This is a genomic window from Rhodococcus sp. X156, from assembly GCF_004006015.1.
GTDB lineage: Bacteria > Actinomycetota > Actinomycetes > Mycobacteriales > Mycobacteriaceae > X156.
The window spans coordinates 2,166,852-2,186,557 of record NZ_CP034766.1 but is presented as its reverse complement, the minus strand read 5'-3'; the positions used below and the strand labels follow the sequence as shown (position 1 = coordinate 2,186,557).

Annotated in this window: 15 protein-coding genes; 7 read left to right on the top strand and 8 right to left on the bottom strand. The window is 71.5% G+C overall.

Going from position 1 to position 19,706, the window contains the following annotated elements; all coding sequences use genetic code 11:
* Window positions 1–111 precede the first annotated feature (111 nt).
* Window positions 112–1,077, top strand: a complete 966-nt coding sequence (gene coxB, locus ELX43_RS10320) for a cytochrome c oxidase subunit II (RefSeq protein WP_127783358.1) — start codon at window positions 112–114, stop codon at window positions 1,075–1,077.
* Window positions 1,078–1,099: 22 nt separating this feature from the next.
* Complete coding sequence (locus tag ELX43_RS10315) at window positions 1,100–1,498, top strand: cytochrome c oxidase subunit 4 (RefSeq protein WP_127783357.1); 399 nt, start codon at window positions 1,100–1,102, stop codon at window positions 1,496–1,498.
* Between the two features lie 164 nt (window positions 1,499–1,662).
* On the opposite strand, the gene hrpA is transcribed toward ELX43_RS10315, so the two are convergent.
* Both hrpA and ELX43_RS10305 read right to left on the bottom strand, forming a co-directional pair.
* Window positions 1,663–5,583: an ATP-dependent RNA helicase HrpA gene (gene hrpA / locus ELX43_RS10310; RefSeq protein WP_127783356.1), complete on the bottom strand. Its 3,921-nt coding sequence runs from the start codon at window positions 5,581–5,583 to the stop codon at window positions 1,663–1,665.
* Window positions 5,580–7,142, bottom strand: coding sequence for an MDR family MFS transporter (locus ELX43_RS10305; protein ID WP_241248892.1), 1,563 nt, complete (start codon window positions 7,140–7,142; stop codon window positions 5,580–5,582). Before ELX43_RS10305 ends, hrpA begins: the two co-directional genes overlap by 4 nt.
* Window positions 7,143–7,475: 333 nt before the next feature.
* Here ELX43_RS10305 and ELX43_RS10300 point away from each other — a divergent pair, with 333 nt between their 5' ends.
* Complete coding sequence (locus ELX43_RS10300; RefSeq protein WP_164860633.1) at window positions 7,476–8,441, top strand: NlpC/P60 family protein; 966 nt, start codon at window positions 7,476–7,478, stop codon at window positions 8,439–8,441.
* 81 nt (window positions 8,442–8,522) lie between these two features.
* Here the strand turns inward: ELX43_RS10300 and ELX43_RS10295 are convergent, their stop codons facing one another.
* Complete coding sequence (locus tag ELX43_RS10295) at window positions 8,523–11,030, bottom strand: DUF3516 domain-containing protein (RefSeq protein WP_127783353.1); 2,508 nt, start codon at window positions 11,028–11,030, stop codon at window positions 8,523–8,525.
* A gap of 79 nt (window positions 11,031–11,109) precedes the next feature.
* Here ELX43_RS10295 and ELX43_RS10290 point away from each other — a divergent pair, with 79 nt between their 5' ends.
* Window positions 11,110–11,577: an SRPBCC family protein gene (locus ELX43_RS10290; protein WP_127783352.1), complete on the top strand. Its 468-nt coding sequence runs from the start codon at window positions 11,110–11,112 to the stop codon at window positions 11,575–11,577.
* Window positions 11,578–11,603: 26 nt separating this feature from the next.
* Here ELX43_RS10290 and ELX43_RS10285 read toward each other — a convergent pair whose 3' ends face one another.
* The 3 genes from ELX43_RS10285 to ELX43_RS10275 form a co-directional block, all read right to left on the bottom strand.
* A complete protein-coding gene (locus ELX43_RS10285) occupies window positions 11,604–12,557 on the bottom strand; it encodes a PAC2 family protein (protein WP_206517992.1) in 954 nt (317 codons plus the stop codon).
* A 143-nt stretch (window positions 12,558–12,700) separates the two neighbouring features.
* Complete coding sequence (gene sthA / locus ELX43_RS10280) at window positions 12,701–14,164, bottom strand: Si-specific NAD(P)(+) transhydrogenase (protein ID WP_127783351.1); 1,464 nt, start codon at window positions 14,162–14,164, stop codon at window positions 12,701–12,703.
* Between the two features lie 94 nt (window positions 14,165–14,258).
* Window positions 14,259–14,648: a nuclear transport factor 2 family protein gene (locus tag ELX43_RS10275; RefSeq protein ID WP_127783350.1), complete on the bottom strand. Its 390-nt coding sequence runs from the start codon at window positions 14,646–14,648 to the stop codon at window positions 14,259–14,261.
* Window positions 14,649–14,855: 207 nt separating this feature from the next.
* Here ELX43_RS10275 and ELX43_RS10270 point away from each other — a divergent pair, with 207 nt between their 5' ends.
* The 3 genes from ELX43_RS10270 (at window position 14,856) to ELX43_RS10260 (ending at window position 17,829) form a co-directional block, all read left to right on the top strand.
* Window positions 14,856–15,944 (top strand): S-(hydroxymethyl)mycothiol dehydrogenase, encoded by a 1,089-nt coding sequence (locus ELX43_RS10270; protein ID WP_127783349.1) that lies wholly within the window; start codon window positions 14,856–14,858, stop codon window positions 15,942–15,944.
* Window positions 15,941–16,567: an MBL fold metallo-hydrolase gene (locus tag ELX43_RS10265; RefSeq protein ID WP_127783348.1), complete on the top strand. Its 627-nt coding sequence runs from the start codon at window positions 15,941–15,943 to the stop codon at window positions 16,565–16,567. Before ELX43_RS10270 ends, ELX43_RS10265 begins: the two co-directional genes overlap by 4 nt.
* A gap of 155 nt (window positions 16,568–16,722) precedes the next feature.
* Window positions 16,723–17,829, top strand: a complete 1,107-nt coding sequence (locus ELX43_RS10260; protein ID WP_127783347.1) for a DUF4192 domain-containing protein — start codon at window positions 16,723–16,725, stop codon at window positions 17,827–17,829.
* Here ELX43_RS10260 and galE read toward each other — a convergent pair.
* Both galE and ELX43_RS10250 read right to left on the bottom strand, forming a co-directional pair.
* A complete protein-coding gene (gene galE / locus ELX43_RS10255; protein WP_127783346.1) occupies window positions 17,795–18,766 on the bottom strand; it encodes a UDP-glucose 4-epimerase GalE in 972 nt (323 codons plus the stop codon). The two genes, ELX43_RS10260 and galE, sit on opposite strands and share 35 nt — an antisense overlap.
* Before the next feature lie 108 nt (window positions 18,767–18,874).
* Window positions 18,875–19,585, bottom strand: a complete 711-nt coding sequence (locus ELX43_RS10250; RefSeq protein WP_127784814.1) for a metal-dependent transcriptional regulator — start codon at window positions 19,583–19,585, stop codon at window positions 18,875–18,877.
* Between the last annotated feature and the right edge of the window lie 121 nt (window positions 19,586–19,706).

The following is a 19,706-nucleotide window of genomic DNA, read 5'->3' as shown; positions in this document are numbered from 1 at the left end:
GCCGCCGGGACACGGCGCCGCACCGGGCGAACCCACGGCGCGCGTGCGCGGCGGGCTGCGATAGTCTTTCGCCACCCCGGCAGACCTGCTGGGGTTTGTGACTAGGAGGGCGTGGACGTGGCGCAGAGTGGGAACACCCGTCGTCGGGCGACCCGTACAGGGCTCGCGGCGCTGCTCGCGCTGACCGCAGTTCTGGTGTCCGGGTGTTCATCGGAGGAAGTGCTCCGCTTCGGCTGGCCCGAGGGCATCACGCCTGAGGCCGAGGACATGCGTGAGCTGTGGACGTGGTCGGTCATCGCCGCCCTGGTCGTGGGTCTGCTGGTGTGGGGCCTGATGTTCTGGACCATCACCTTCCACCGCAAGAAGAAGGGTGCGGAGGAGTTCCCCCGCCAGACGCAGTACAACCTCCCTCTCGAGGTCGTCTACACCGTCATCCCGTTCCTCATGATCGCCGTGCTCTTCTACTTCACGGTCATCACGCAGAATAAGGTCACCGACGTGCAGGCCGACCCGGACGTCAAGGTGAACGTCACTGCTTTCCAGTGGAACTGGGAGTTCAGCTACCCGGAGGAGGGGGACACCCCCTCTGGCGGCGAGGTCACCACCATCGGCTCCAGCGAGGAGGTGCCGATCCTGGTGCTGCCCACGGGCCAGCGGGTGGAGTTCACCATCGAGTCGGCTGACGTCATCCACGCCTTCTGGGTCCCGGAGTTCCTCTTCAAGCGTGACGTGTTCCCGCACCCGGAGAAGAACGACAGCCAGAACGTCTTCCAGATCTCCAGCATCGACAAGGAAGGTGCCTTCGTCGGCCGCTGCGCCGAGATGTGCGGCACCTACCACTCGGCGATGAACTTCGAGGTCCGCGCCGTCAGCCCCGAGCTGTTCGACCGCTACGTCGCGCTGCGCAAGCAGGTCGACCCCGCGACCAACGCTCCGTACACCACGGCCGGCGCGCTGAGCGAGCTGGGCAAGCAGGACACCGCCTGCGGTGAGCTGTGCAGCCCGGTCTCCACGTCGACCATCCCGTTCGACACCAAGCGTGACGCTCGCCAGGCGACCGTCGCCGACGGCAACTGACAAGAGAGACGTGGACTGACCCATGAGAATCGAAGCGCGCATCTTCGAGCTGCTCACCGCGTTCTTCCTCATCGTCGCGGTGATCTACGGAGTGCTCTCCCAGGAGCCGATCGGTACCACGGCGCTGGCCCTCAGCGCTGGGCTCTCGCTCATCGTCGGCACCTACTTCCGGTTCGTCGCCCGACGGCTGGCCCTGCGTCCGGAGGACTACGGCGACGCTGAGATCTCTGATGGTGCCGGTGACCTCGGCTTCTTCAGCCCGGGCAGCTACTGGCCGGTCGTCGTGGCCGCCGCCGCGGGCATGATGGCGATCTCCCTGGCCTTCTACCACGTGTGGATGATCGTGCTGGCTGGTGTGGTCGTCATCCTCACCGCGGCCGGGATGGTCTTCGAGTACCACATGGGCCCGGAGAAGCACTAGCAGCAACGTGCCCCACTGATCGCCCTCGGCCACCGGCCGGGGGCGATCAGTCGTTTCCGGGGTTGCTCGGCGCCGTGCCGACCCCGGTGGGCGTTCAGGTCTTGTCGCACCTTCTCCGCCCCTGCCAGGTCGAGGAGGGACCTGGAGACGCCCCGGGAGCGGGATCAGGCGGGGAGGGCGTCCATGGCCTTGTAGATGCGCTTCTCCGAGATCGGGTAGGCGGTGCGCAGGGTCTGCGCGAACAGGCTGACCCGCAGCTCCTCGATCATCCAGCGCAGCTCGGCGACGTCGGGGTCGTCGTGGCGGTCCGGCGACAGCGACGCCAGCAGCTGGGCGTGCTCGGTGCGCACCCGGTTGAGCACCACCATGGCGTCGCGGTCGCGGTTGGCGCTGCCGGGCAGCGACTCCAGCCGGCGCTGCGCCGCGGTGAGGTAGCGCGCCAGGTCGGGCAGGCGTCGCTGGCCCACCTCGGTGACGAACCCGGCGTGCACCAGGTCGGCCAGCTGCTGCGCCACGTCCTCGGCGGGCTCGCCCCGGGCGCCGGCCAGGGTAAGGCGCAGCTGCTGGGCGGCGGCCAGCACCGGGCGCACCGCGGTGAGCACGGCGAACACCCGCTCGGACAGCTCGCCGCGCACCCGGTCCCGCAGCGCGGCGAAGCCGGCTTCGCTCCACACCGGGCCACCGGCCTCGGCCACGAGCGCGTCCACCGCGGCGGCGGTGCAGTCGGCGAGCAGCGCGGCGACGCTGCCGTGCGGGTTCTGGCTCAGCGCGAGCCGGTCGGCGTTGCTCAGTCGCGCCACCACCGACTTGCTGGGGCTGGGCACCGCCAGCAGCAGCATGCGGCGCAGACCGGCGGCCATGGCGCGGCGCTGCTCGGCGGCGCTGGGCAGCACCTGCACCGCCACGGCGTCGCCGGTGTCCACCAGGGCGGGGTAGCCGCGCACGGTCTGTCCGCCCACGGCGTGCGCCACGCTGCGCGGGAGCTCGCCGATGCTCCAGGCGGTGAGCCCGGAGCGCTCCACGCCGGAGACCGCCTGGCTGACCGCGGTGCGCACGTTGGGCTGCAACCGGCGGCGCAGCGCCTCCAGGTCCTTGCCCTCGGCCAGCGTGGCGCCGGCGGTGTCCACCACCCGGAAGGTCATCCGCAGGTGGTCGGGCAGGGCGTCCAGGTCGAAGGCGCTGGGCGGGATCTCCGTGCCGCTGAGCGACCACAGGGCGTCGGCCACGGCATCGGTGAGGGGAGCGCTGCGCGGCTTGACCCGGTCCAGCACGGCGGTGGCGTAGTCCGGCGCCGGCACCACGTTGCGGCGCAGCTGCTTGGGCAAGGTCTTGATCAGCGCGGTCACCAGCTCGTGGCGCATGCCGGCCACCAGCCAGTCGAAGCCCAGCGGGCGCACCTGGTTGAGCAGCGGCAGCGGCACCTGCACGGTGACCCCGTCGGCGTTGCCGCCCGGCTCGAAGGAGTAGCTCAGCGGCAGCAGGATCTCGCCCTGCCGCCAGGCGTCGGGGTACTCGCCCTCCAGCACCGGTGCCGCCGCCGGGTTGGTGACCACCTCGGGGGTGAACGTCAGCAGCTCGGGGTCCTCCCGGCGCGCCTTCTTCCACCAGGTGTCGAAGTGGCGGGCGGAGACCACCTCCTTGCCCACCCGGGCGTCGTAGAACTCGAACAGCGTCTCGTCGTCGACGACGATGTCGCGCCGCCGTGCTCGACTCTCCAGCTCGGCGACGTCCTCGAGCAGCTCGCGGTTGGCGTGGAAGAACCGGTGCTGGGTGCGCCACTCGCCCTGCACCAGGGCGTGCCGGATGAACAGCTCGCGGGAGACCTCCGGGTCGATGCGCCCGTACTGCACCGGGCGCTGGGCCACCAGGGGGATGCCGTAGAGGGTGACCCGCTCGTAGGCCATCACCGACTGCCGCTTGATGGACCAGTGCGGCTCGGAGTAGGTGCGCTTGACCAGGTGTGGGGCCAGCTCCTCGGCCCACTCCGGCTCGATGCGTGCGGCGGTGCGTCCCCACAGCCGGCTGGTCTCCACCAGCTCGCCCACCATCACCCAGCGCGGGGGCTTGCGGGCCAGCGCGGAGCCCGGCCACACCGCGAAGTGGGCCCCTCGGGCTCCGAGGTACTCGCGCTTCTCGCCCTCCTTGAGCCCGACGTGGCTGAGCAGGCCGGCCAGCAGCGCCTGGTGCACCGCGTTGGGGGCGGCCGGGGAGGTGTTGGGCGTCCACCCCAGCTGCTTGGTGATGGAGCGCAGCTGCCCGTGCAGGTCCTGCCACTCCCGGATGCGCAGGTAGTGCAGGAAGTCGGCCTTGCACTGCCGGCGGAACTGGTTGCTGCTCAGCTCGGTGCGCTGCTCGCGCAGGTGGTTCCACAGGTTGAGGAAGGCCAGGAAGTCCGAGGTGGGGTCGGCGAAGCGGGCGTGGCGCTCATCCGCCGCCTGCTGGTGCTCGGTGGGGCGCTCCCGGGGGTCCTGGATCGACAGCGCCGCCACGATCACCAGCGCCTCGGCCAGGCAGCCGTTGCGGTGGGCCTGGGAGAGCATGCGGGCCATCCGCGGGTCCACCGGCAGCTGCGCCAGCTCGCGGCCGGAGGCGGTGAGTCGCTTGCGGGGGTCGGGCTCACCGGGCTGCAGCGCGCCCAGCTCCTCCAGCAGGGCCACGCCGTCGCGGATGCTGCGGGCGTCCGGTGGCTCCACGAACGGGAACGCGGCGATGTCGCCGAGGCCCAGGGCGCTCATCTGCAGGATCACCGACGCGAGGTTGGTGCGCAGGATCTCCGGGTCGGTGAACTCCGGGCGGGACTGGAAGTCCTCCTCGGAGTACAGCCGGATGCAGATGCCGTCGGCCACCCGGCCGCAGCGGCCGGCCCGCTGGTTGGCCGAGGCCTGGCTGATCGGCTCGATGGGCAGGCGCTGCACCTTGGTGCGCACGCTGTAGCGGGAGATGCGGGCGGTGCCCGGGTCGACCACGTACCGGATGCCGGGCACGGTCAGCGAGGTCTCGGCGACGTTGGTGGCCAGCACCACCCGGCGGCGGGTGCCCGGGGCCGGGGGAGTGAACACCCGGTGCTGCTCGGCGGCGGTGAGCCGGGCGTACAGCGGCAGGATCTCGGTGCCGCGCAGGTTGCGCTCGCGCAGCGCGTCGGCGGTGTCGCGGATCTCCCGCTCGCCGGAGAGGAACACCAGCACGTCGCCGTCACCGGCCTCGCCCAGCTCCTCCACCGCCTCGCACACCGCGTCCACCGGGTCGCGGTCGATGCTCTGCTCGCCCACCTCCACCGTCAGCGGCCGGTAGCGCACCTCCACCGGGAAGGTGCGTCCGCTGACCTCGATGATCGGCGCCGGCCCTGCGTCGGTGGCGAAGTGCTCGGCGAAGCGCTGCGGGTCGATGGTGGCCGAGGTGATGATGACCTTGAGGTCGCGCCGGCGCGGCAGCAGCTCCTTGAGGTAGCCCAGGATGAAGTCGATGTTCAGGCTGCGCTCGTGCGCCTCGTCGATGATGAGGGTGTCGTAGCGCTGCAGCAGCGGGTCGCGCTGGATCTCGGCGAGCAGGATCCCGTCGGTCATCAGCTTGACCAGGGTGGTGTCGCCGGCCTGGTCGTGGAAGCGGACGGTGTAGCCCACGGCGCCACCGAGCTCGGTGTCCAGCTCCTCGGCGATCCGCTCGGCCACGGTGCGGGCGGCGATGCGCCGGGGCTGGGTGTGCCCGATGGTGCCCAGCACGCCGCGACCCAGCTCCAGGCAGATCTTGGGCAGCTGGGTGGTCTTGCCGGACCCGGTCTCCCCGGCCACCACCACCACCTGGTGGTCGCGGATGGCCTCGGCGATGTCGTCGCGGCGCTGGCTGACCGGCAGCTGCTCGGGATAGGTGATGGCCGGCACCGCAGCCCGGCGCCCGGCCACCCGCAGCTCGGCGGCGTCGACCTCGCGGGCCACCTGCTCCAGCGCGCGGGCAGGGTCCCTGCCCTTGCGGGCCCGCTCCAACCGGCTGCGCAGCCGGCGCTGGTCACGCAGCGCCAGCTCGGGCAGGCGCGCGCGCAGCTCTGCCACCGACGGGGTGGCGCGGGGTGCGGGAGAGGTGGAGGTCATGCCCCAGACAGGGTACCGGGAGGCGCACCGAGGGCCGGCGGCGCCGCCGCGGTCGGTGCGGCCCCGGCGGCGGGGGCGTCCGCGGTGGGCCCGGTGGGGCTGGCGTCCACGGTCTTGCGCAGCGGCACCTCCCGGATGAGCAGGATGCAGATCAGCGTGAGGATCCCCAGTGGGGTGGCCACCAGGAAGAGGTCCCCGGTGCCGTGGCCGTAGGCCGACTGCACCACCGCGCGGGTCGCCTCGGGCAGCGCGGCCACGTCGGGCAGCGCACCGCCGCCGCCTGGCTGCAGCGCACCGGTGCCCCGGGCGTGGTGGGCGGCGCGGGTGGCCAGCAGGGCGCCGAGGGCCGACACGCCCGCCGCACCGCCAAGGGTGCGGAAGAACATCACGCCGGAGCTGGCGGCACCGATGTCGCGCATGTCCACGGTGTTCTGCACCGCCAGGATGAGGTTCTGCATGAGCAGGCCCATCGCCGTGCCCAGGCTGCACATCGCCAGGGCGAGGACCAGGTAGGACGTGTCCTCGCGGACGGTGGCCATCGCGGCGAGACCAGCGACCAGCAGGACCGCGCCGAGCACGAGGTAGCGCTTCCAGTAGCCGAAGGCGCTGACCAGCCGGCCCACCACCGTGGAGGCGACGAACATGCCCCCGATGAAGGGCAGGGTGAGCATCCCCGCCTTGGTGGGCGACACGCCCTGGCTGACCTGGAAGTACTGGCTGAGGAAGACCGTGCAGGCGAACATCACCACCCCGACCAGGGTGGAGGCCACGGTGGCCAGCACGACGGTGCGTCCGCGCAGCCGGTTCAGCGGCAGCAGCGGCTCGGCCACCCGCGTCTCCACCACCACGGCGATCGCCAGCAGCAGCACCCCGCCGCTGACCAGCACTGCCGTGGTGGGGGAGGCCCACGCGAAGCGCTTGCCGGCCAGGCTCACCCAGATCAGCAGCGCCGAGACCCCCGCGCTGATGAGGAGGGCCCCGAGGTAGTCGATGCGCACCGGCCGGCGCTGCACGGGCAGCACCAGGGTGCGCTGCAGCACCACGATCCCGGCCACGGCGAAGGGGATCACCACGTAGAAGCACCACCGCCAGCCGAGCCAGCTGGTGTCCACCAGGACGCCGCCGATCAGGGGCCCGCTCACGGTGGCCAGGGCGTACGTCCCGCCGAGGTAGCCGCTGTAGCGACCGCGCTCGCGCGGGGACACCATCGCGGCGAGCACCACCTGGGTGAGCGCGGCGACCCCGCCGGCCCCGACGCCCTGGAACGCCCGGCAGGTGAGCAGCATCCCGGTGGACGCCGACATGCCGGCCGCAACCGAGGCGATGGTGAATATCACAAGTGCAAGCTGCATCAGCAGCTTCTTGGAGAACAGGTCGGCGAGCTTGCCCCACAGCGGCGTGGAGACGGTCATCGCCAGCAACGTGGAGGTGACCACCCAGCTGTAGGCGGCGTCGCTGCCGTGCAGGTCAGGGATGATGGTGGGCAGCGCGTTGGCCACCACTGTGGATGCCAGCGCGGTGACGAACATGGCAAGCAACAAGCCCGACAAGGCTTCCATCACCTGTCGGTGAGTCATGCCTGGAGCGGCGCCGGGGGCGGCGACAGGTGCGGTCGGTCCGGAGTGGCCTCGCGTCGCTCGCCCCATGCCCACTCTGTCCTTTTTCTATTACGTGCAGAAACCAACTACCCCGCTGCGGATAGTGACACCCGGCCGCGGCTGGGCGCAAGCCTGAGTCCCGCAGTGCCCCCGCGGCGTGGCCGCTGACCGGGCGAAGGTCCCCTGGGCTGAGGTCACGATCCGTTACCGTCACGTACTCCAAACGATGCGTAGCCACGCACTGACGAAGAGTGACTGGGGAACGACATGGGTGTAAAGAACCGCCTGCGAGACATGATCACGCTGGCTGCCGTGGCCGCTGGCGCAGTCGCTGGAGTCGGTATCGGGCAGGGTGCGGCACAGGCGGCTCCGGCGTGCCAGCCCTACGGGGAGATCGGCAGCACCTGGCACGGCGCCGGGGGCAACAAGTCCTATCTCGGGCACTGTGTGGACGACGAGCATGCGGTGCCGGGCGGTCGTGCCCAGGGCTTCGCCGGTGGCGCTGTCTACTGGAGCGACAAGTCCGGCGCCCACAGCGTCAAGGGCCTCATCCGCGAGCACTACTACAACATGGGAGCCAGCGGGTCCTTCCTGGGCTTTCCGCTGAACGACGAGTGGGGCACGGCCAAGCACACCGGCTCGTTCAACCACTTCCAGGGCGGCAGCATCTACTGGTCGCACGCCACGGGGGCGCACGAGGTGCACGGCGCGATCCGGGACCGCTGGAAGAGCATGGGCTGGGAGACCGGCGCCCTGGGCTACCCGACCTCCGACGAGTACAAGGTGAGCGAGGGCAAGCGCAGCGACTTCCAGGGCGGGTCGATCATCTGGAACGCCAAGACCGGAGCGACCCGGGTGATCGGCAACGCCGCGGCCGCGGTGGCGCCGGCCGCGCACACCACCTCGGCACCGTCCTCGGCGGGGCAGAAGGCGCTGGCCGTGGCGGCCACCAAGCTGGGTGCGCCCTACGTGTGGGGCGCCAACGGCCCGAGCACCTTCGACTGCTCCGGCCTGACCTCCTGGGCCTTCCGGCAGATCGGGATCAACATCCCGCGCACGGCGGCGCAGCAGGCCACGGTGGGCAGCCACGTCGCCAAGGGCGACCTCAAGGCCGGGGACCTGGTGTTCTTCTACAGCCCGGTCTCGCACGTGGGCATCTACGACGGCAAGGGCAACGTGCTCAACGCCCCCACCGCCGGCCAGGGCGTGAAGTACACGCCGATCCAGTACCTGGAGTACAACACCGCTCGCCGCATCTAGGTTCGGCACGAGCATCTAGTTTCAGCACGAGCATCTAGGTTCAGCACGAGAGCCCGACCCTGGGAGGGGTCGCGCCCGCCGTCACATCCGCTGCACAGCGGTGACGGTGAGCGCGACCTCTCCCTTCTCGTCGGAGGCGGCCAGGTCGACCTCGGCCAGCACCGCCCAGTCGTGGTCGCCGGCGGGGTCGGCCAGCACCTGGCGCACCTTCCACGTGCCGGGATTCTGCTCCACCTGGAACAGCTGGGGGCCGCGGGCGTCAGGGCCGGTGCCGATCTCGTCGTGGTCGTCGAAGTACTCCTCCAGCGAGCCCGCCCAGTCCACGTCCGGATCGAGGTCGTCCAGGGCGTCCCACTGCTCGCGCGCGGCCAGCTGGATGCGGCGGAACAGGGCGTTGCGCACCAGCACCCGGAAGCTGCGGGTGTTGGCGGTGATCGACCGGGGAGCGTCGTCCAGCGGCTGCTCGTGCGGGACGCTCTCCGGGTTCTGCAGGGCCTCCCACTCGTCGAGCAGGCTGGAGTCCACCCCGCGGATCAGCTCGCCGAGCCACTCGGTGAGGTCGGCGAGCTCCTCGGTGCGGGCGTCCTCGGGAACCGTCTGGCGCAGCGCCCGGTAGGCGTCGGTCAGGTAGCGCAGCACCAGGCCCTCGGAGCGGCCCAGGTTGTAGTGGCTGACCAGCTCGGTGAAGGTCATGGAGTGCTCCACCATGTCGCGCACCACCGACTTGGGCGACAGGTTGAGCTCGCTCACCCACGGGTGGCCCTGTCGGTAGGTTTCGAACGCCGGGTAGAGCAGCTCCTCGGCCAGTGGCTTGGGCCAGGTGACCTCCTCCAGCAGCTCCATCCGCTCCTCGTACTCGATGCCCTCGGCCTTCATCGCCGCCACCGCCTCACCACGGGCGGCGTGCTGCTGGGCCATGAGCACCTGGCGGGGGTCGTCCAGCGTCGACTCGATCACCGACACCACGTCCAGGGCGTAGGTGGGCGAGGCCGGGTCGAGCAGCTCCAGCACCGCCAGCGCGAACGGCGACAGCGCCTGGTTCAGCGCGAAGTCGCGCTGCAGGTCCACCGTCAGCGCCACGGTGCGGCCGTGTGCGTCAGGCTCGGGCAGCACCCGCACGATGCCGGCGTCGCGCAGGCTGCGGTAGAGCCGGATGGCCGACAGCGCGTGCTTGCGCTGCTGGGCGGGGCTCTCGTGGTTGTCGGTGATGAGGTGGCGCATCGCGGCGAAGGCGTCGCCCGGACGGCTGATCACGTTGAGCAGCATGGAGTTGCTCACCGAGAACCGGGAGGTGAGCTGCTCGGGGTCGGCGGCCACCAGGCGGTCGAAGGTGGGCCGGCCCCAGGAGACGAAACCCTCCGGCGCCTTCTTGCGCTGCACCCGCTTGAGCTTCTTGGGGTCGTCGCCGGCCTTGGCCACCAGCCGGGCGTTCTCCACGTCGTGCTCGGGGGCCTGCACCACCACGGTGCCCAGCGTGTCGTAGCCCGCACGCCCGGCCCGGCCGGCGATCTGGTGGAACTCCCGCGCCCGCAGGTGCCGGGTGCGCACCCCGTCGTACTTGGTGAGACCGGTGAACAGCACGGTGCGGATGGGCACGTTGATGCCCACCCCGAGGGTGTCGGTGCCGCAGATGACCTTGAGCAGGCCGGCCTGGGCCAGGCGCTCCACCAGCCGGCGGTACTTGGGCAGCATCCCGGCGTGGTGCACGCCGATGCCCATCCGCACCAGCCGCGAGAGCGTCTTGCCGAAGCCGGTGGAGAAGCGGAAGCCACCGATCATCTCGGCCACGGCGTCCTTCTCCGCCTTGGTGCACAGCTTGACGCTGGTGAGCGCCTGGGCCCGCTCCAGCGCGGAGGCCTGGGTGAAGTGCACGACGTAGACCGGCGCCTGGTTGGTGGCGACGAGCTCCTCGATGGTCTCCTGCAGCGGGGTGTTGACGTAGGAGAACATCAGCGGCACCGGGCGCTCGGTGCCGCTGACCACGGCCACCTCCCGGCCGGTGCGGCGCTGCAGGTCGTCCACGAAGAAGCTGACGTCGCCGAGGGTCGCGGACATGAGGACGAACTGCGCGTCGGGCAGCTCGATGAGCGGCACCTGCCAGGCCCAGCCGCGGTCGGGCTCGGAGTAGAAGTGGAACTCGTCCATCACCACCTGGCCGATGTCCGCCCCGGCGCCCTCGCGCAGCGCGAGGTTGGCCACGATCTCGGCGGTGGCACAGATGATCGGCGCGCTGGAGTTCACCGCGGCGTCGCCGGTCATCATGCCGACGTTCTCCGCGCCGAACACCTCGCACAGGGCGAAGAACTTCTCGCTCACCAGCGCCTTGATGGGGGCGGTGTAGAAGGTGCGCTTCTTGGCCGCCATCGCCGCGAAGTGCGCGCCGATGGCCACCATCGACTTCCCCGACCCGGTGGGGGTGGCCAGGACGACGTGCGAGCCGGAGACGATCTCCAGCACCGCCTCCTCCTGCGCGGGGTAGAGGGTGATCCCGCGCTCCTGGGTCCACTCGGTGAAGGCCTCGAACAGGGAGTCCTCGTCGGGCGAGCTGGGGATCCGGGCGGTCAGGGTGGCCGGAGCGGGAGTTGTCATGGTGGTACCTATCGTGCCCTGCCGGGCGCTGGCGGTGGCGCGGCGGGCGATCGCGGGTGAAGTTGGCTAGGTTGACGAGATGGCTGACACACAGGTGACCACAGTGGAAACAGGCCCGCGCAGGGTCTCCCGACGAGTCGTGGTGGACGCCACCCCCGCCGAGGTCTTCGCCCTCGCGGCGGACCCGCGACGCCACGGCGAGCTGGACGGGTCCGGCACGGTTCGCGACTCGGTGAAGGCACCCGACACGCTCAGCAAGGGCGCCAAGTTCTCGGTGAGCATGAAGATGTACGGGGTGCCCTACCGCATCACCAGCACCGTCGTGGACTTCGAGCCCGACCGCGTGATCGAGTGGCGCCACCCCATGGGTCACACCTGGCGGTGGGAGCTCGCCCCGGTCTCGCCCGGGCAGACCGAGGTGGTGGAGACCTTCAGCTACGGCACCCACGTGCTGCCCAAGGCGCTCGAGCTCGTCGGCGTGCCCAAGATGAACGGCACCGGCATCACCCGCACCCTGGAGAAGCTGCAGCAGCGCTTCGCCAGCTGACCTGCCGCGGGCAGACCCTGCTCCGGCTACAGCCCCTCGGGGCCGTCGCCGGAGGAGGGGTCCTGCCCGGCGTTCTGGGCGAGGAAGCGCTCGAGCTCGGCCCCCAGCTCGTCACCGGTGGGCAGCTCGCCGTTGGCCGCCAGCAGCGAGGTCCGCTCCTGCGAGCCGACGTAGGCGTCGTACTGGCGCTCCAGGGCCTGCACCACGGTGGCCACCTCCTCCGAGGCGGTCACCTGCGCGTCGATCTGCTCGCGCACCCGAGCTGCGGCCTCGGTGAGCTCCTCGGTGGGCAGCGTCAACCCGGAGGCGTCGCTCAGGTGCGACAGCAGGGTGAGCGCGGCCTCGGGGTAGTCGGTCTGGGTGAGGTAGTGCGGCACGTGCACGGCGAAGCCCATCGCCTCGTGCCCCGCCTCGCCCAGGCGCAGCTCGAGCAGCGAGGCCGCGCTGGCCGGAACCTGCACGTTGCCCACCCACGGCTCGTAGCCACGGACCAGGTCGGTGGAGGTGCCGTGCGCGGTGACCCCGGTGGGGCGGGTGTGCGGCACCGCCATGGGGATGGCGTTGAGGCCGATGGTGCGGCGCACGCCGAAGCGCTCCGACAGCATCCGGACCGCGGTGATGAACCGCTCCCACTTCAGGTCGGGCTCCATGCCGGCCAGGAGCAGGAACGGGGTGCCGGTGGCGTCCTTGACCGAGTACAGGTTCAGCGTGGGCTCGGCGTAGCTGGCGAAGTGGTCGCCCTCGAAGCCCATCATCGGCCGGCGGGAGCGGTAGTCCAGCAGCGCGTCGATGTCGAAGCTGGCGACCAGGTCGGTCTCCATCGACTCGCGCAGGTGCGTGGTGGCGATGCGGACCGCGTGCCCGGCGTCGGAGAAGCCTTCCATCCCGTGCACCAGCACCGGACCGCTCCCGTCCGCACCCGTCAGCTCGGGGGAGGGGAACTCAAGTTCGTACATGGGGGAGCTCTCGTCGTTGGTCATGGGTGGTTCGTCACCTTCCGTCACGTCCCTACATTGTCCCCCAACGTCGGGCTGCGGTGCCGCATTCCGTCCCGCCCGCGTCTCGCCCGAGGAGGCGAGACCCGTCACAGCCGGCGGGGCGACCCGCTCAGCTGGAGCAGGCCTCAGCTGGAGAAGGCGTTGAGCGCGCGGATCTTGTTGGTGACGTCCAGCGCCGCCACCTTGTAGGCCTCGGAGAGGGTGGGGTAGTTGAACACCGCGTCCACCAGGTAGTCCACCGTGCCACCACACCCCATCACCGCCTGGCCGATGTGCACCAGGTCGGTGGCGCCGGAGCCGAAGACGTGCACGCCGAGCAGGGTGCGGTCCTCGGTGGAGACCAACAGCTTGAGCATCCCGTAGGCGTCGCCGGTGATCTGCCCGCGGGCGAGCTCGCGGTAGCGGGCGGTGCCCACCTCGTAGGGCACCGACGACTCGGTGAGCTGCACCTCGGTCTTGCCCACGTAGGAGACCTCGGGGATGGAGTAGATGCCGATAGGCTGCAGGCCCAGGTCCTTCGGCGTGGGCTCGCCGAAGGCGTGGTAGGCGGCCAGGCGACCCTGGTCCATGGACGTCGCCGCCAGGGCGGGGAAGCCGATGACGTCGCCGACGGCGTAGATGTGGTCGACCTCGGTGCGGTAGTGCTCGTCCACCGCGATGCGGCCGCGCTTGTCCGCCTTCAGCCCCGCCGCCTTCAGCTTGAGCTCGTCGGTGAGGCCCTGCCGGCCGGCGGAGTACATCACCGTCTCGGCGGGGATGCGCTTGCCGCTGGCCAGCGTGGTCACCGTGCCGCGGCTGCCCTTGGTCACCTTGGTGACCTCCTCGCCGAAGCGGAAGGTGACCGCCAGGTCGCGCAGGTGGAACTTCAGCGACTCCACGATCTCGGAGTCGCAGAACGCCAGCATCCCGGCCCGCTGCTCCACCACGGTGACCCGGGTGCCCAGGGCGGCGAACATGGAGGCGTACTCGATGCCCACCACGCCGGCGCCCACCACGACCATGCTGGCGGGGATCTTGGTCAGGTGGAGGATGCCGTCGGAGTCCAGCACCCGCTCGTCGTCGAACTCCACGTCCGCCGGCCGGGCTGGCCGGGTGCCGGTGGCGATGACGATCTTGGCCGCCCGGACGGTGGTGTGCTCGCGCTTGTTCTCCCCGTCGACCACCACGGTGTGCGGGTCGCTGAAGTGCGCGGTGCCGGTGAGCAGGTCCACCCGGTTGCGCATCAGCTGGGACCGCACCGTCTGGGTGTCCTTGCCGATGGTGTGCTGCGTGCGCGCCAGCAGGTCGTCCACCGTGATGTCGGACTTCACCCGGTAGCTGTCGCCGTAGAGCGTGCGCTCGTTCATGCCGGTGAGGTAGAGCACGGCCTCGCGCATGGTCTTGGACGGGATGGTGCCGGTGTTGGTGCACACCCCGCCGAGCATCCTGACCTTCTCCACGACGGCAACCCGCTTGCCCAGCTTGGCCGCAGCGATCGCCGCCTTCTGCCCTCCGGGGCCGGAGCCGATCACCACCAGGTCGTAGTCGTTGGCCTCGTCCTCCGCCTCGACCGGGGCCGGCACCTCGTCGATCGTCGCGCTGTCGGTCATGGAAGTCCTTCCGACGGTGAGTGTGTGACGCTACCGGAGCAGCAGGTGCCGGCCCGGGGCGAAGAGAAGTCCTTACGGGACGGTAACGCCGCTCTTACGCACCCGCAGGGTCGTCGGAGACGGCCACGTCGTCGTTGCCCCAGTAGGCGCGCATGGCCGTGATGCGGCCCTGCTCGTCGAAGGTCATCACGTCGATGCTGGAGATGGTGGTGACCCGGCTGCCGGCGTGCATGCGCACGTCCAGCTGGAACGCCGCGGTGTCGGCGACCGCGCGCACGGTCACCAGCTCGGCCTCCAGCTTCATCCCCGCCATGCCGCTGTAGTGGGTGGCGATCTCCTCGCGGCCGCGCCGCACCGAGCCGCCGTAGGGGTCCTCCAGGGTGGCGTCGTCGGCGTAGAGGCCGACGATCGTGTCGACGTCCCCGGCGGTGACGGAGGCGATGTAAGTGGCGACGACGTCGCGCAGCTGGTCGGGTGCGGGCACGGCGGGCTCCTGAGCGGTGGGGAGGCGAGGGTCGGGGCCTAGTTCTAGCCCGCACGCGTCGGCGACGGCGAGGGCCGTTCCCGGTGGGTGGTGGGTGGCCGTCACCGCGGTCCGCGCGCCTGGTGCGGGTTCTGGGACGATGGTCGGCGACGTCGGCTCTGTCCGAGCCGCAGGTCTTCCCGCCCAAGTCGAGAGAGGTGGCAGCACATGCCCCAGCAGGTACGCGGAGTGATCGCCCGGAGCAAGGGTGCCCCGGTGGAGCTGGTGACCATCACCGTTCCCGACCCTGGTCCCGGCGAGGTGGTCGTGGACGTGCAGGCCTGCGGCGTCTGCCACACCGACCTGACCTACCGCGACGGCGGGATCAACGACGAGTTCCCCTTCCTGCTGGGCCACGAGGCGGCCGGCGTGGTGGAGTCGATCGGCGAGGGCGTCACGCACGTGCAGCCGGGCGACTTCGTGGTGCTCAACTGGCGCGCGGTGTGCGGGGAGTGCCGGGCCTGCAAGCGTGGCCGCCCGTGGTACTGCTTCAACACCCACAACGCCACGCAGAAGATGACGCTGGAGGACGGCACCGAGCTCACCCCGGCGCTGGGCATCGGCTCCTTCGCCGACAAGACCCTCGTCGCGGCTGGCCAGTGCACCAAGGTGGACGCCTCGGCCGATCCCGCCGTGGTGGGCCTGCTCGGCTGCGGCGTGATGGCCGGGATCGGTGCGGCGGTGAACACCGGCAACGTCAGCCGGGGTGACTCGGTGGCGGTGATCGGCTGCGGCGGCGTGGGCGACGCGGCGATCGCCGGTGCCCGCCTGGCCGGGGCGTCGAAGATCATCGCCATCGACCGCGACCCCAAGAAGCTGGAGTGGGCCACCGACCTCGGTGCCACCCACACCATCGACGCCTCCGCCGTGGACGACGTGGTGACCGCGGTGCAGGAGCTCACCGACGGTTTCGGCGCGGACGTGGTGATCGACGCGGTGGGTCGTCCGGAGACCTGGAAGCAGGCCTTCTACGCCCGTGACCTGGCCGGCACCGTGGTGCTGGTGGGGGTGCCCACGCCGGAGATGCAGATCGAGATGCCCCTGGTGGACCTGTTCTCCCACGGCGGCTCGCTGAAGTCGTCGTGGTACGGCGACTGCCTGCCCGAGCGGGACTTCCCGGTCCTGGTGGACCTGTACCAGCAGGGCCGGCTGCCGCTGGAGCGCTTCGTCACCGAGCGGATCAGCCTGGAGGACGTGGAGCAGGCCTTCACCACCATCCACTCCGGCGGCGCGCTGCGCTCGGTGGTGATGCTGTGAGCGTGCGCGTGGACCACGTGGTCACCTCCGGCACCTTCAGCCTCGACGGCGGCACCTGGGACGTGGACAACAACATCTGGCTGATCGGGGACGACTCCGAGGTGGTGGTGGTCGACGCCGCCCACGACGCCCAGCCGATCATCGACGCCGTGGGTGGCCGCCGCGTGCTGGCAGTGGTGTGCACGCACGGCCACGACGACCACGTGACGGTCGCACCGCAGCTGGGCGAGCAGCTCGACGCCCCGGTGCTGCTGCACCCGGCCGACCAGGTGCTGTGGGACATGACCCACCCGGGCGTGCAGCACGGCGAGCTGTCCGACGGGCAGCGCATCTCGGTGGCCGGCACCGAGATCCAGGTGCTGCACACGCCAGGGCACTCCCCGGGCAGCTCGTGCCTGTACCTGCCCGAGGCGGGCGTGCTGTGCACCGGCGACACCTTGTTCTCCGGCGGCCCCGGCGCCACCGGGCGGTCGTACTCGGACTTCCCGACCATCATCGGCTCCATCCGGGACCGGCTGTTCGCCCTGCCCGAGGACACCACGGTGCTCACCGGCCACGGCGACGGCACGACCATCGGCAGCGAGGCCCCACACCTGCAGGAGTGGATCGCCCGCGGCAGCTGAGGCCACCTGCCGGGTCTCGCCCGGCTAGCAGGCAGGCCCGACACGTCACCGCAACGGCCGCCCCCGCCACGACTGTGGTCCACACTCCGCCCGGAGTGTCCACAGCGTGGGGTGGGTGGCCATTGCCCGTCGTGCCCGGGCGGCAGGGTCACGCCATGACCACCTCAGCCGACTCGCCCCCGAGCACCATCCGCATCGCCGAGCCAGGCGAGCTGATCGCCTCGCTGCCCGCCCTGCTGGGCTTCGTGCCCCAGCGCTCACTGGTCCTGCTCTGCCTGGAGGGGCCCACCGGCGCCCGGGTGGGACTGGTGATGCGGGTGGACCTGCCGCACCCGCACCAGGCCGAGCCGGGGCACGTCCTGGCGCTCACCGAGGAGCTGTCGGTGCAGTGCGCCCGGCGCGGCACGGTGGCGGTGATCCTGGTGGTGGTCGACGACCGGTCCCGGCGCCCGGACGCCCACGCCGACCTCCTGGCTGAGCTGGTGCCCGCCTGCGAGGCGGTGGGCACGGCGGTGCTGGGGGTGCACGGCGTGGCGGTCGTCGCGGCCGGTGCACCGTGGTGGAGCCGGGACCGGACGTCCGGCGGTGTCGATGGCCGGTGGCGAACGGATGCCGGTGTGCTGCCCGACCCGCAGAGCTGCCCGGCCGCCGCCGCGCACGTGGCGCACGGACGGGTGATCCACGGGGGCCGCGAGGAGCTGGACGCGCTGCTGGGTGGTGGCGACGCCGACGAGTGCCGGCGGTGCGCCCAGCTGGTCGACCGGGCGCTGGAGGAGTCGCTGCAGGCGCGGCAGACCTGGGGCCAGCGGGCGGTGCGGGAGGACCTGGAGGCGGTGCTGGCCGCGGTGGCCCGCACCGAGGACGGTGCCGCGGTGGACGCCGACGAGGCGGCCCGGCTGGGGGTGGCGCTGGCGGATCCGCTGGTGCGCGACGCCTGCTTCGCCCTGGCGGTGGGCGAGCACGCCGCGGCGGCCGAGTCGCTGTGGCTGCAGCTGTGCCGGCTGCTGCCCGCGCCGGAGAAGGCGGAGCCGGCGGTGCTGGTCGCCTACGGCTGCTACGTGCGCGGCGAGGGCCCGCTGGCGGGGGTCGCGCTGCGCGCGGCGCTGGAGGCCGACCCCGGGCACCGCATGGCGGGGCTGCTGGAGGCCGCCCTGGCCGGGGGTCTGCGCCCGGAGGCGGTGCGCGAGCTGGCCGACACCGCGATCGAGGTCGCCGCCGACCTCGGGGTCACGCTCCCGGCTGGGCCGTCCGCTGCTGGATGAGGGACCACGCGTCGGCCACGATGGTGTCCAGCTCGGGCCGCGACGGCTTCCAGCCGAGCTCGGCGGCCGCTCGCGCGCTGGAGGCCACCAGCACGGCCGGGTCGCCGGCGCGGCGAGCAGCCACCTGCGCGGGGATGGGGTGGCCGGTCACCCGGCGGCAGGCCTCGATGACCTCCAGCACGGAGAAACCGGTGCCGGTGCCCAGGTTGTAGATGCTGTGCCGCCCCGCCTCGGCGTGCTCCAGGGCCAGCAGGTGCGCCTCGGCGAGGTCGCGCACGTGGATGTAGTCGCGCAGGCAGGTGCCGTCCGCGGTCGGCCAGTCGTCGCCGTAGACGGTGATGTGCTCGCGATCGCCGCTGGCCACCTGCAGCACCAGCGGGATCAGGTGCGTCTCCACGGTGTGCCGCTCGCCGTAGCCGCCGTGGGCGCCGGCCACGTTGAAGTAGCGCAGGCTCACCGCCGCCAGGCCGTGGGCGTTGGCGTAGGAGGTGATGGCGTGGTCGATCGCCAGCTTGCTCGCGCCGTAGGGGTTGGTGGGCCGGGTGGGCGCGTCCTCGGTGATCGGGTTGGTCTCGGGCTCGCCGTAGGTGGCAGCGGTGGAGGAGAACACCAGCCGCGGCACGCCGGTGGCCCGCACCGCCTCCAGCAGCTGCAGGCTGGTCACCACGTTGCCGAACCAGTACAGCTCGGGGCGCTCCACCGACTCGCCGACCAGCGACTTGGCGGCGAAGTGCAGCACGCCGTCCATGCCCTCGGCCAGCAGCGCGTGGGCGTCGGTGGCCACGTCGCCCTCCACGAAGCGGGCGGCGGGGGAGACCGCGTCGCGGTGCCCGGTGGAGAGGTTGTCCAGCACGGTGACGTCGTGACCGCGCTCCACCAGCAGGTCGGTGCACACGCTGCCGACGTAGCCGGCCCCTCCGGTGACGAGCAGCTTCACGACGACCTACTTCCTGGTGGGACGGGCGGGCTTGCGGTTCCTGGCGTGGCTGGGTGGCCCCGCCGGTGCCCCGGCGGCGAGCGGCGTCGCGGTGAGCGGTGTCGCGGGCTAGCTGGCGGCCGGAGCGGCTGCGTCGACCAGCTCCACCTGGACGGCGTGCGCCATCTCGGTGGGCAGGTGGGCGGTGGTGTGCCCGGTGACGGTGATCTCCACCCCGGTGCGGGTGCGCTCCACGGTGACCCGGGCGTCGGGCACCACGCCGGCCTGGCGCAGCTGGGCCATCACCCCGGCGTCGGTCTGCACGTGCTCGGAGATGCGGCGCACCACCACGGCCACCGGGGCCTTGCCGGCGGCGTCGGTGAGCCGGACCAGCGTGGCGCCGTTGACGGGGCTCGGGGTGCCTCCGAGGTCGGCCAGGCCGGGGATCGGGTTGCCGTAGGGGGAGGTCGTGGGGTGGTCGAGCACCTCCACCAGGCGGCGCTCCACGCCCTCGCTCATCACGTGCTCCCAGCGGCAGGCCTCGGCGTGCACCTCTTCCCAGGCGAGCCCGATGACGTCCACCAGCAGTCGCTCGGCCAGCCGGTGCTTGCGCATCACCGCGATAGCCACGGCACGGCCCTCGGGCGTCAGCTCCAGGTGACGGTCCTGGGCCACGGCGAGCAGGCCGTCCCGCTCCATGCGCGCCACGGTCTGGCTCACGGTCGGGCCACTCTGCTCCAGGCGCTCGGCAATGCGGGCGCGCAGCGGGGTGACGCCCTCTTCCTCGAGCTCGTAGATGGTCCGCAGGTACATTTCCGTGGTGTCGACCAGGTCGTTCACGCTCACACCCCTTCGTTGTCCACGAGTATATGTACCGGGGTGGTCATCCGACGAAGGCTGTGGCGAGACGCTCGCCCGGCACGCCGCGATCCCGCTGGCGGCTGCCAGACAGTAGCGTCGC